13 protein-coding genes are annotated in these 12,032 nt (G+C 53.2%); 8 read left to right on the top strand and 5 right to left on the bottom strand.

Annotated elements, in window-relative coordinates; translation table 11 throughout:
- The first annotated feature begins 96 nt into the window (after positions 1-96).
- From fkpB to HV243_RS20960, 5 genes are all read left to right on the top strand, one after another.
- Complete coding sequence (fkpB, locus tag HV243_RS20980) at positions 97-546, top strand: FKBP-type peptidyl-prolyl cis-trans isomerase (RefSeq protein ID WP_003018929.1); 450 nt, start codon at positions 97-99, stop codon at positions 544-546.
- A 1-nt stretch (position 547) separates the two neighbouring features.
- On the top strand, positions 548-1,498 hold the full coding sequence (gene ispH, locus HV243_RS20975) for a 4-hydroxy-3-methylbut-2-enyl diphosphate reductase (RefSeq protein ID WP_016155658.1): 951 nt from the start codon (positions 548-550) through the stop codon (positions 1,496-1,498).
- Between the two features lie 66 nt (positions 1,499-1,564).
- Entirely contained in the window at positions 1,565-2,479 is a 915-nt protein-coding gene (gene rihC / locus HV243_RS20970) for a ribonucleoside hydrolase RihC (protein ID WP_016155659.1), read from the top strand.
- Positions 2,480-2,576: 97 nt separating this feature from the next.
- Positions 2,577-3,140 carry a glucose-6-phosphate isomerase family protein gene (locus tag HV243_RS20965; protein WP_181603872.1) on the top strand — a complete coding sequence of 188 codons (564 nt, stop codon included), beginning with the start codon at positions 2,577-2,579 and terminating at the stop codon, positions 3,138-3,140.
- On the top strand, positions 3,133-3,915 hold the full coding sequence (locus HV243_RS20960; RefSeq protein WP_047414458.1) for a glucose-6-phosphate isomerase family protein: 783 nt from the start codon (positions 3,133-3,135) through the stop codon (positions 3,913-3,915). Before HV243_RS20965 ends, HV243_RS20960 begins: the two co-directional genes overlap by 8 nt.
- Before the next feature lie 41 nt (positions 3,916-3,956).
- On the opposite strand, the gene HV243_RS20955 is transcribed toward HV243_RS20960, so the two are convergent.
- The 5 genes from HV243_RS20955 to HV243_RS20935 are packed head-to-tail and all read right to left on the bottom strand — an operon-like array spanning position 3,957 to position 8,270.
- Positions 3,957-4,775 (bottom strand): PTS system mannose/fructose/sorbose family transporter subunit IID, encoded by an 819-nt coding sequence (locus tag HV243_RS20955; RefSeq protein ID WP_016151643.1) that lies wholly within the window; start codon positions 4,773-4,775, stop codon positions 3,957-3,959.
- The gene (locus tag HV243_RS20950) at positions 4,775-5,575 is read right to left on the bottom strand and encodes a PTS sugar transporter subunit IIC (RefSeq protein ID WP_046276031.1); all 801 of its coding nucleotides are present in this window, start codon (positions 5,573-5,575) and stop codon (positions 4,775-4,777) included. Before HV243_RS20950 ends, HV243_RS20955 begins: the two co-directional genes overlap by 1 nt.
- A 10-nt stretch (positions 5,576-5,585) precedes the next feature.
- Positions 5,586-6,080 (bottom strand): PTS sugar transporter subunit IIB, encoded by a 495-nt coding sequence (locus HV243_RS20945; RefSeq protein WP_003837349.1) that lies wholly within the window; start codon positions 6,078-6,080, stop codon positions 5,586-5,588.
- A gap of 11 nt (positions 6,081-6,091) precedes the next feature.
- The gene (locus HV243_RS20940) at positions 6,092-6,520 is read right to left on the bottom strand and encodes a PTS fructose transporter subunit IIA (RefSeq protein WP_053388871.1); all 429 of its coding nucleotides are present in this window, start codon (positions 6,518-6,520) and stop codon (positions 6,092-6,094) included.
- Between the two features lie 4 nt (positions 6,521-6,524).
- Entirely contained in the window at positions 6,525-8,270 is a 1,746-nt protein-coding gene (locus HV243_RS20935; RefSeq protein WP_047417256.1) for a class I mannose-6-phosphate isomerase, read from the bottom strand.
- A 187-nt stretch (positions 8,271-8,457) separates the two neighbouring features.
- Between HV243_RS20935 and HV243_RS20930 the strand changes: the two genes are divergently transcribed.
- From HV243_RS20930 to carA, 3 genes are all read left to right on the top strand, one after another.
- Complete coding sequence (locus tag HV243_RS20930) at positions 8,458-9,465, top strand: LacI family DNA-binding transcriptional regulator (RefSeq protein ID WP_016151647.1); 1,008 nt, start codon at positions 8,458-8,460, stop codon at positions 9,463-9,465.
- A gap of 133 nt (positions 9,466-9,598) precedes the next feature.
- A complete protein-coding gene (dapB, locus tag HV243_RS20925; protein WP_016151648.1) occupies positions 9,599-10,420 on the top strand; it encodes a 4-hydroxy-tetrahydrodipicolinate reductase in 822 nt (273 codons plus the stop codon).
- A 455-nt stretch (positions 10,421-10,875) separates the two neighbouring features.
- Positions 10,876-12,024, top strand: a complete 1,149-nt coding sequence (gene carA, locus HV243_RS20920) for a glutamine-hydrolyzing carbamoyl-phosphate synthase small subunit (RefSeq protein ID WP_053388872.1) — start codon at positions 10,876-10,878, stop codon at positions 12,022-12,024.
- Positions 12,025-12,032 lie beyond the last annotated feature (8 nt).

Raw genomic sequence — 12,032 nt, 5'->3', positions numbered from 1 at the left:
GCTAATCCGGCTTACAATATACTGCGATTCTTGTGGGCCCGGTAAGCGTAGCGCTATCGGGCAAACAGGCGGCAGCAATTTTAAAGAGCAACCTGCATGTCTAAATCAGTACAGAGTAACAGTGCGGTGCTGGTGCACTTCACCCTTAAGCTCGACGATGGCTCCACCGCAGAGTCAACCCGCAATAACGGCAAGCCTGCGCTGTTTCGCCTGGGCGACGGTTCTCTGTCTGAAGGACTGGAACAACACCTGCTGGGGTTAAAAGAAGGTGATAAAACCACTTTTGCTCTGGAGCCGGATGCCGCCTTCGGCGTGTCAAGCCCGGACTTAATTCAGTATTTCTCGCGTCGGGAATTTATGGACGCGGGCGAGCCAGAAATTGGCGCTATCATGCTCTTTACCGCAATGGACGGCAGTGAGATGCCTGGTGTGATCCGCGAAATCAATGGTGACTCGATCACGGTTGATTTCAACCATCCGCTGGCCGGGCATACCGTTCATTTTGATATTGAAGTGCTGGAAGTCGAACCGGCACTGGAGGCGTAAAATGCAGATCCTGTTGGCCAACCCGCGCGGTTTTTGCGCTGGCGTAGACCGCGCTATCAGCATTGTGGAAAACGCGCTGGCTATTTACGGCGCACCGATTTATGTCCGTCATGAAGTGGTGCATAACCGCTATGTGGTGGATAGCCTGCGCGAGCGCGGCGCTATTTTTATTGAGCAAATCAGCGAAGTACCGGATGGCGCGATCCTGATTTTCTCCGCTCATGGCGTGTCTCAGGCGGTGCGTAACGAAGCCAAAGGCCGCGACCTCACGGTTTTTGATGCGACCTGCCCGCTGGTAACGAAAGTGCATATGGAAGTTGCCCGCGCCAGCCGTCGCGGTGAAGAGTCAATTTTAATTGGTCACGCCGGGCATCCGGAAGTTGAAGGCACGATGGGCCAGTACAGTAACCCGCAGGGGGGAATGTATCTGGTCGAATCACCTGAAGATGTGCTGAAACTGAATGTAAAAAATGAAGGCAAATTGTCCTTCATGACGCAGACTACTCTCTCCGTTGATGACACCTCTGACGTTATTGACGCGCTGCGAAGCCGTTTCCCGAAAATTGTCGGGCCGCGCAAAGACGATATCTGTTATGCCACGACCAACCGTCAGGAAGCGGTCCGTGCGCTGGCAGAGCAGGCGGATGTTGTGCTGGTGGTCGGCTCGAAAAACTCTTCTAACTCCAACCGTCTTGCTGAACTGGCCCAACGAATGGGGAAAGCGGCGTATCTGATTGACGATGCGACCGATATCCAGGAAGCGTGGGTGAAAGAAGCCAGGTGCGTGGGCGTGACGGCCGGTGCCTCGGCGCCTGATATCCTGGTTCAAAACGTGATTGCTCGCCTGCAGGAGCTTGGCGGTGGGGAAGCTATTCCGCTGGCAGGGCGTGAAGAAAACATCGTTTTCGAAGTACCGAAAGAGCTGCGTGTGGATGTTCGTGAAGTAGAGTAAGTCTTTCCGGTTACGATTATGAGAAGATGCCAGACTTAACGTCTGGCATTTTTTTATGGAGAAACCATGCGCTTACCGATCATTCTTGATACCGATCCCGGCATTGATGATGCTGCCGCTATTGCCGCCGCGCTGTTTGCCCCTGAGCTGGATCTGCAACTGATGACCACGGTAGCAGGTAATGTGTCGGTGGAAAAAACCACCCGTAATGCATTGCAACTGCTGCACTTCTGGAATGCGGATATTCCACTGGCGCAGGGGGCATCGATGCCGCTGGTGAGACCGCTACGAGATGCCGCTTCCGTACACGGTGAATCAGGTATGGAAGGGTATGAATTTGTCGAACATGACCGCCAGGTGATGGCAAAACCTGCCTTCCAGGCCATTCGCGATGCGTTGATGCATGCCCCGCAGCCTGTGACGCTGGTGGCAATTGGCCCCCTGACCAACATTGCGCTGCTGCTGACTCATTATCCTGAATGCATATTCAACATTCACCGTCTGGTGATTATGGGCGGTTCTGCCGGGCGCGGGAACTTCACGCCAAACGCCGAGTTTAATATTGCTATTGATCCCGAGGCCGCCGCAAAAGTCTTCCAGAGCGGGCTGGAGATTGTGATGTGTGGGCTGGATGTCACTAATCAGGCCATGCTCACGCCTGACTATCTGGCGACGTTGCCGCAGCTTAACCAGACGGGAAAAATGCTGCACGCGCTGTTTAGCCATTACCGTAGCGGCAGTATGAATACGGGGCTACGAATGCATGACCTGTGCGCTATTGCCTGGCTGGTGCGCCCGGAACTGTTTACCCTGCAGCCGTGCTTCGTGGCGGTTGAAACCCAGGGGGAATATACCTCGGGTACGACGGTGGTGGACATTGAAGGACGTTTAGGGCATCCGGCAAATGCCCAGGTCGCGCTGGGGCTGGACGTTGAGGGGTTCCAGCAGTGGGTGGCAGAGGTACTGACGCTGGCACCTTGAGGCTGTGATCCGGCTCGCAATATGCAGATAGCGATAGCAGGTTAATCGATTAATCTGCTAATCTGATCCTGTTGTTCTCCTCGGGCCGGAGACACATATGAACCTTTCTTTTATCCAGCCACCGCAGGTGGCGTGGGCAAGCGGCGCTTTAGCTGATGGCCTGTTATTGCGTAAATCCACCCGTATTGAGGATCTTCCAGACGTTTTTGCCGATGAACACGCCCGTCAACAGCTGGCTGGCGAGCAGGTCGTGTATGACGTCGAGATGCTGGATACCTCTCCCGCTGAAGGTGAACTCTACACCGGTGTTACCCATCTTTACCCTGGCCGGGTCGGCTGTGAGTATTTTATGACCCGCGGGCATTTCCATGCGCGCCGCGAACAGGGGGAAGTCTATTTTGGTCTGCGTGGCACCGGTTTGCTGCTGTTGCAAACTGAGCAGGGCGACGCGAGGCTGGAAAAAGTATTCGCGGGATCTGTCCACATTATCCCCAGCTTTACCGCGCATCGATTAATCAACACCGGGGAAGAGGTTCTGTCGGCGCTCGCCGTATGGCCAGGGATTGCGGGTCATGATTATGCAGCGCTCGCCAGCGGCTTCAGAATAAGGGTCTTTGAGGAAAATAAGACGGTTCAGGCGAAGGAGGTACAGAATGGGTGACTTAGCGCATTCTTACGGCCTGGATATGACGGTCCATCATCATCCGCTTGGTTTTAGCTATGGGGATGAGGTTACCGGGCCGATGCCGGAGATTCGTCAACTTGACCAGATTCGCGCCTCGCTGCGCGATCCGCACTGTGAAGGGCCGCAAGAGGTGTATGCCATAGCGATGGATGTGGCGCGAATGCAGGATCGCGAAGAGTTGAAAAAGCGGATGCTGTTGTTTGGCGTGGTGACCTATGCGGCGGGACGGCTGGGAGAAGAGCCGGTGCGTAGTCAGGGACATATTCATCGTATTAGTCAGCACAGCGGCTGGTCTCCGCCGGAGCTTTATGAAATCTGGCAGGGAAAAGCGATCATTTATATGCAGGAATATGTTGAGGACGACCCAGGCCGCTGTTTTGCTGTAATTGCCGGACCCGGTGAGAAAGTGTTGGTACCACCCGGTTGGGGGCATGCGACTATATCCGCAGACCCGGATGTACCGTTAACCTTTGGCGCGTGGTGCGATCGTGAATATGGTTTTGAGTACGACGCCGTGCGTGCGCATAAAGGACTGGCATGGTATCCGCTGCTGCAGGGCAACAACGTTATCTGGCAGCATAATCCGCGTTACATCCCTGGACGACTGCAGGCCGTTACGCCCAGACAATATACGGAATTCTCGATTACCTCCGCACCTGTTTATCAACAATTCATCGAGGACCCGGCGCGTTTCCAATTTATCTCACGCCCGGACAAGCACCCCGAGCTATGGCAAAACTTTCATCCATAAAAAAACCGGGGCATAGCCCCGGTTGTACCGTTTTCTGTGTGTTATCCCGCAAACAGGCCCGTGGCAACGCCGAGGGCGGCCAGTATCAACAGTAAAATCATCGCTTTCACTGGTGATACACCGCGCTTGGCCATCAGATACCAGGTACCAAGCACCACAATCAGCGGCAGTAACTGCGGGAAGATACCGTCCAGCATCTGTTGAACATGGATATTCACCCCATCTTTGGTAATAAACTCCAGCCCGGTGCCAAGCTTAACGTAGCTGGCCGCCACGCCCCCCATGACAAACACACCCAGCAGCGATAACGCTTCACGCAGACGGGCAGACTTGCTGCTCACCAGCATTTCCACCGAGCCAGAACCCATTTTGTAGCCTTTCAGGAACAAGAACCACGAGCCGGGAATGATGATGGCCAGCCAGGCAACGGTATAAAACAGCGGCCCGAGAATGTTACCGCCGGCCGCCAGGGCCATGCCGATGCTGAGCAGGATAGGGATCAGCATGCCAGGGATCATTGAATCGCCGATCCCGGCAATAGGGCCCATCAGGCCAACCTTCAGGGTATTGATGGTCTCCCCATCGATCGGTTCACCGTTCGCTTTTTTCTCCTCCAGCCCCAGCACCATACCGTTTACGATCGCGCCTATCTGGGGCTCCGTATTATAGAATGAGGCATGACGGCGCAGCATTTCAGTACGTTGGGCTGCGTCGGGATAGAGCTTTTTCGCCACCGGAAGCATACTCAGACAAAAGCCAAAAGATTCCAGACGTTCAAAACTCATCGATGACAAGTTGTGCATCATCCATGCGCGCCAGCAGCGGCGAAGATCTTTACGCGTAAGTGTACGTTCTTCCATCAGAATTCATCCTCCTCATCATCGGCTACCGACTTTGCATTCGCGGCCTGCGGCGGTTCCGGTTTGTAGTTGTAATGGATCAACGCCAACAGCGAACCGACGATCACCAGCGCGACCATGTTGAGTTTTAAAAATACGATGCAGACAAAACCGACGAGGAAGTAGATCAGCATGGTGTAGTTTTTGATGATCTGCTTCAGCAAAATCGCGATCCCGACGGCGGGTAAAATGCCGCCCAGTACGTTCATCGTTGACAGAACTATTTTCGGCAAGCTGTCCATAAAACCGCTGATGTATTGCGCGCCGAAGTAAACCGCAATAAAAGTTGGTACAAAACGCAGGACAAAGTTTGTCACCTGTGGCCAGATGGCGCTGTTCAGGTAAATACCGCGTTCGTCGCCCCGTTCCAGCGCCACATCTGCCCGGTGATTCCAGAAGGAGTTCAGTACCATCATCGCGTTAAACAAAATGGTTCCGGCGATACCGATGGTCGCAGCCAGCGCGACCGCGACCTCGGGGCCTTTTCCTGAAAGGATCCCTAGGGCGATTGCGGGGTAAGCAACAAAGTTGAGATCGGCCGGCATCGAACCGCCAGGCGTTACCATCGCGATATACACCGCCTGAACCGCGACGCCAATCATGATCCCGGTTTTAATGTCGCCGAGAATAATCCCGACCAGCATTCCGGAAATCAGCGGGCGGGTGATCAGATACCAGCCGCCGGTCAGCCCCAGAAGCCAGGGACTGCTGAGGGCGCCGAGATAGCAAAGTATGCCAATCAACGTAGCTTCGATAATCATCGTGCGCTCCTTATTTCAGCTTCTGACGTGCGTCCTGCCAGCTGTAGCAACTGGCATCAGGAACCAGGCGAAACTCAACCAGGTGCCCATGTTGCGTCAGCCAGTCAAAGGCGGCAATTTCATCCCCGTTGACCGACTGATTCGGGCCGATGGTGGTGGTATCAGCACGCGCGCTCATCGGACCTACATTAATCTTGCCGTTGGCATTTTTCAGGCTGATACCTGCTTCTTCAATGCGTTTGAGCGTGACGGGTGATTTGCCAATGACGAAATAACGTTTCTCGCTGGCAATGACTTTTGGCAATTTTTCAATCGCGGTGGCCGTATCAAACAACCAAACTTTGGTGTCCTGTACGGCGCCTTTCATCACCGAAGAGAGCAAAGGGTCGGCCGCGACGGCGTCGTCTATAGCGACGATCCCATCACAGGGCAGCTCTTTGGCCCAACGTGTCACGAGCTGCCCATGGATTACGCGGTCATCGATACGTACAAAAGAAATACTCATAGTGTTTTCCTTTAAAAATCGTCGGACTGAACGGATAAAACCGGGGCGGCTTTAATCAGCGTGGGTATCGTCAGCGCCAACAGCTCGACGGCTGCGGCGTGAACATCCGTTAAATGGCAAATCTCCTCGCTTTGTAACAGCATCGGGAAATTGACCCCCGCTACGACGGCAACGGGAGGAACCGTTTGTGAAGAAAAAGCATGATGGCAGGCGACATTCCACGGCGTACCGCTTTGCATGTCACACAGCACCAGTACGCCGTCAGCGTCTTTTCCGGCACTGGTGAGAACCTGTGAGAACGTCGCTTTAAACCCTTCGATACCTGCCTGTTCACTCAGCGTGACGGGGTAAACATGCGGTAATTCTCCATAAACCATACGACCGCTGGCGAGAAGCGCGTCCGCCAGGGGACCATGGGTGGCAACAATTATGTTAATCATGCGCTTATCCTCTAACCCAGGCTTTAATCGTGGCGAGCTGTTGACCGACGCCTTTGCCAAACGGCGAAATACGATATTCTCCGACGGCGGCAGGGATGATAAAGGTCTCTGCATAGTTGACGACAAACGGGGGAAACGCGCCGCTCGGGCTTTCAACAACGGCCTGCGCACCTTCGACCAGGTTCAGGACGTTGACGCCGCCATGGGTATGGTGAGTGACCGGTGCCGTAAACCAATGGCGACGCGTTTCGATAAATTCGCGTTCGTGCATTCCGGTTCTTTCTTCCCGCCAACCCTCTCCTTCAGCCAGGGGTTCAATACGGTTGACGAGGTTGTCGTGCACCCATTGCGTGTCGCGCTGCCAGTCAATAACCTGCTGACCGTGATCCAGATGCACCGGACGCGGTAAGCCGTCTAACCCTAAGCGGCCCCAATCCCACAGCTTGAAGGTGAAGATATAGGGCGTTGCGCTGATCTCCAGCACCATGGTTCCTGCACCCGAGCAGTGTACGGTTCCGGCGGGGATCAGGAAGTGATCGTGTTTATGTGCAGGGATCTGGTTAACGAATCGTTCATCATCAAAGGTTTTTTCGCCACGACCCGCGGCCCGGAGGTCGTCGAGCATATCCTGCGGTGCGATCCCGGTTTTGGTCCCGAGATACACCACGGCGTCCGGCTCGGCTTCGAGAATGTAATAGCTCTCATCCTGGGTATAGTGCATACCAAACTGCTGTTGAATGTACTCCGTGAGCGGATGAACCTGAAAGCTCAAATTCTGGCCGCCAATAGTGTCGAGGAAGTCAAAACGGATCGGGAATTCCGCGCCAAAGCGTGCGTGAACTTTTTCACCCAGCAGGGGGCGGGGACAGGTCAGCACCAGATCCTGAGAGGGGATCTCGATCCGCACGTTGCCAAAACGCAGTAACAGGCTGTTTTCCTCGGGCACGCAATCAAAACACCACGCGTAATTGGGGGCTGAGGGATCGAGATCGAAGCGTTGTTTCATCCATTGCCCGCCCCAGACGCCTGGGTCAAAGAAAGGGGCAACGCGAAACGGTTGTTCGGTGGTTTGTTGCAGACCGGCGCGTAACGCGTCGCCGCTGACCATCGCGGGACTATTTTCTACCGTGGTATCGAGCAAATAATCGGCGCGTTTGAGTAACGGCGTTTTGTGTTTGTCGAATACCCGCCATTCAATGAAAAAAGCACGTTTGTAACGACGAAGAATATCTTCATCCTGGTTTTCTGCACCCCAGTTACCCAGCCCGTTATGACGCATACGCTGTTGAATTTCCCAGCGCGGAAGATCGGCATAAACCAGTACGTCACCAGGGTGTGCCAGCGCAGCGCCCGAGCCGTACACGACAACCAGCCCTGAGGTAACGGCATCAATCTGTTGGCGGAGTTGGCTGAGTTTGTCGCTATCAAAAAATTCATCCAGGTGATGACAGGAGAGAACGCCGAATACGCGATCGTCGGTAAGGTTACGCGCCAGTAAATCATGCAGGGCCTGCTCATCGCGGCGGGCGGATTCAATATTCAGCACCAGTGCGGTATCTAATGTCGTAACGAGCTGTTGCTCCAGCTCGTCAAGCCGCACGCCCGGATAGCAATCCACGATCAATACGGTTTTGGCGGCGGTAGAAACCCTGGTGTTAAGCACTGAATGAATCGACGACCAACCCTGCCAGGCGTGGTTGTCATAGCCCTGAACGTTAACCTCAGGGAATTTATTATAGGTTGTACGCATATTCTGTCTCCGTGTTGGCTTATTTAAGATTAATCGATTAACCTTATTTTCATAGTGTGGTTAACGCGATTAACCCGCCATAATCAGAATCCAGTGCGGTGAAATGCACGTTAGCGTGATGTGAATCACACGTAAAAAGGCAATATTTCGGTTATTCGATTAACCTTCGAAATAAACAGGAGAGGTCATGACTACAGTCACGCTGGCGCAGGTTGCTGAACGCGCGGGAGTCTCTACGGCAACCGTTTCAATGGTGTTGCGTAACCGGGGGCGCATTTCTCAGGCCACACGTGACAGGGTGCTCAAAGCGCTGGACGATGCCGGCTACGTTTATAATCAAACCGCCGCCAACCTGCGTAACCGGAGCAGTAATCAGGTCGGATTGTTGTTACACGATATCACTAACCCTTTTTACGGTGAGATGACTGCAGGGCTAAGCCATGAGATGGAGCGGCATGACCTGCTTCTGTTTCTGGCAAACAGTGAAGAGTCAGGAGAAAGGCAGCAAAAATTTGTCGACTCGTTGATGCGCAATAATGCCTGCGGCATGGTGCTCTGCGCGGCGCGCGAAACACCGACCTCCTTCTTCGAGGCGCTGAAAAGGCGCAATATTCCCGCCATCATGGTGGTTCGACCTCTTAGCGATCCTGATTTTGATTTTGTGGGAACCGATAACTTTCTCGGTACGCAAATGGCCACCACCCATTTAGTCAAAATGGGGCATAAGAATATTGCGTTTATCGGTGGTAGCCCAAGTTCCGGGAGCCGGGCACAGCGTATCGGTGGATTCACCAGCACGTTGCTGGAGCAGGGAATATCGCCGAATCCGCAATGGATAGTGGCGACGCAGGCCAGCCAGATTGACGGCGCAAAAGTGGCAGAGTCGCTTCTTATGCGGTTCCCGGAAATTACTGCCGCCGTTTGTTATCAGGATATTGTGGCGCTTGGGGTTATGCAGGCATTACGTAAAATGGGGCGTGAACCAGGGCGCGATTTTGCGCTGGTGGGGTTCGATGACATCACCGAAGCGGCGCTGGTACAACCTGCGCTCACCACCGTGTCGGTGGCCGCAAAAGAGATAGGTCGCAAGGCTGGGGAGCTACTTTATAGTCGCATTCAGGGAAATGACGAACCTCCGAAACGCATTATTCTGCCACCAGCGCTGGTGGTCAGAGAATCATGTGGTTTTCGCTGATCGTCATGCCTTTTACTGATATCTCTCCCTGTTTATCATTAAATTCTAATTATCGACGTTTTCGGCTGGCGGCGCAGCGATGTGCTGGTTAATCTGAAAACGATTTACGTAAAATTAACAAAAGAGAATAGCTATGCATGATGCACAAATCCGCGTTGCCATCGCGGGAGCAGGAGGGCGCATGGGGCGTCAGTTGATTCAGGCCACTCTTGGCATGGATGGCGTACAGCTCGGCGCGGCGCTGGAGCGCGAAGGTTCTTCTTTGCTGGGAAGCGATGCCGGAGAATTAGCGGGAGCCGGTAAAACGGGCGTTACCGTGCAAAGTAGTCTTGAGGCGGTGAAAGATGATTTTGATGTTTTCATCGATTTTACTCGCCCGGAAGGCACGCTGGCGCATCTGGCGTTTTGCCGCCAGCACGGTAAAGGGATGGTGATTGGCACCACTGGCTTTGATGACGCGGGCAAACAGGCTATTCGTGATGCTGCGCAGGACATTGCTATCGTTTTCGCCGCGAACTTTAGCGTTGGCGTTAACGTCATGCTTAAGCTGCTGGAGAAGGCGGCGAAAGTGATGGGTGATTACACCGATATTGAGATTATTGAAGCCCATCACCGTCATAAAGTGGATGCGCCGTCAGGCACTGCGCTGGCGATGGGGGAGGCGATTGCCGGGGCGCTGGATAAAGATTTAAAAGAGTGTGCCGTCTATTCGCGTGAAGGTTACACCGGTGAGCGCGTACCCGGTACGATCGGTTTTGCCACGGTGCGGGCGGGAGATATCGTTGGTGAGCATACCGCGATGTTTGCCGATATTGGCGAGCGCATTGAGATCACGCATAAAGCCTCCAGCCGCATGACCTTTGCCAATGGCGCAGTACGATCGGCAATTTGGCTGAAATCAAAGTCAAACGGTCTTTTTGATATGAAAGATGTGCTTGATTTACGCAGTTTATAACTTTTATTACCCTTCGTGATGTGGTTATTGTAATCATAACTATTTGATTACATAGGGCAATATTTTATTGCCCTTTTATTTTTCGCTTTTTAATTTGATTTTTTATTTAACGGCCTGTTTGTTGATGTTTTGCAGGGTTATTTTGTTATTTCAATGTAAATTTTGACCAAATGGTCCACTTTTATCTATCGCGCTTCCTGTTTTTACACTCTTTATCTTCCGCAAGCGTTTTCCACCCCAAGTTAGCTGATCTTTTTGCCTGTTAAATCGTGTGTTTTATCCCAGTGGCGTAAAATAATAATAAAAAATGCCCTTTTGGGTAGACTTTTACGTGGGCTATCTCTAGAATGCCGCCGTTTGCCAGAAATCCATAGGTAAGCAAATTTGCATTGATTCATGAGGTGTTAATGAATTAATATGCAAATAAAGTGAGTGAATATTCTCTGGAGGGTGTTTTGATTAAGTCAGCGCTATTGGTTCTGGAAGACGGAACCCAGTTTCACGGTCGGGCCATAGGGGCAACAGGTTCGGCGGTTGGGGAAGTCGTTTTCAATACTTCAATGACCGGTTATCAAGAAATCCTCACTGATCCTTCCTATTCCCGCCAAATCGTCACTCTTACTTATCCTCATATCGGTAATGTCGGCACTAATGAAGCCGATGCAGAATCTTCTCAAGTACATGCGCAAGGCCTGGTCATCCGCGACCTGCCGCTGATTGCCAGCAACTTCCGCAATACCGAAGACCTCTCTTCTTACCTCAAACGCCATAATATTGTGGCAATTGCCGATATCGATACCCGTAAGCTGACGCGTTTGCTGCGTGAAAAGGGCGCACAGAACGGCTGCATTATCGCGGGTGATAACCCGGATGCGGCGCTGGCGCTGGAAAAAGCCAAAGCCTTCCCGGGTCTGAACGGCATGGATCTGGCGAAAGAAGTGACCACCGCGGAGCCTTATAGCTGGACGCAAGGTAGCTGGACGCTGGCCGGTGACCTGCCGGAAGCTAAATCCGCCGATGAACTGCCGTTCCACGTAGTGGCCTACGATTTCGGCGCTAAACGTAACATTCTGCGTATGTTAGCGGATCGCGGCTGCCGCCTGACGGTTGTGCCGGCGAAAACCTCTGCTGAAGATGTGCTGAAGATGAATCCGGACGGTATCTTCCTGTCCAACGGCCCTGGCGACCCGGCGCCGTGTGACTACGCGATTACCGCGATTCAGAAATTCCTCGAAACCGATATTCCGGTATTTGGCATCTGCCTCGGCCATCAGCTGCTGGCGCTGGCAAGCGGTGCGAAGACCATTAAGATGAAGTTCGGCCACCACGGCGGCAACCATCCGGTAAAAGATATTGATAACAACACCGTGATGATCACCGCTCAGAACCACGGTTTTGCGGTCGATGAGCCCTCCATGCCTGCCAACCTGCGCGTGACCCACAAGTCGCTGTTCGACGGCACCCTGCAGGGGATTCATCGTACCGACAAACCGGCGTTCAGCTTCCAGGGGCACCCTGAAGCAAGCCCGGGTCCACACGACGCTGCGCCGCTGTTCGACCACTTTATCGAGTTAATTGAGCAATACCGTCAGTCCGCGAAATAATCAGGAGT

Origin of the sequence: Citrobacter sp. RHBSTW-00599, assembly GCF_013784065.1 — a bacterium.
In the GTDB taxonomy this organism is placed as follows: domain Bacteria; phylum Pseudomonadota; class Gammaproteobacteria; order Enterobacterales; family Enterobacteriaceae; genus Citrobacter; species Citrobacter braakii.
The sequence above is the reverse complement of the archived record's forward strand: the minus strand, read 5'-3'. Positions and strand labels throughout refer to the sequence as shown.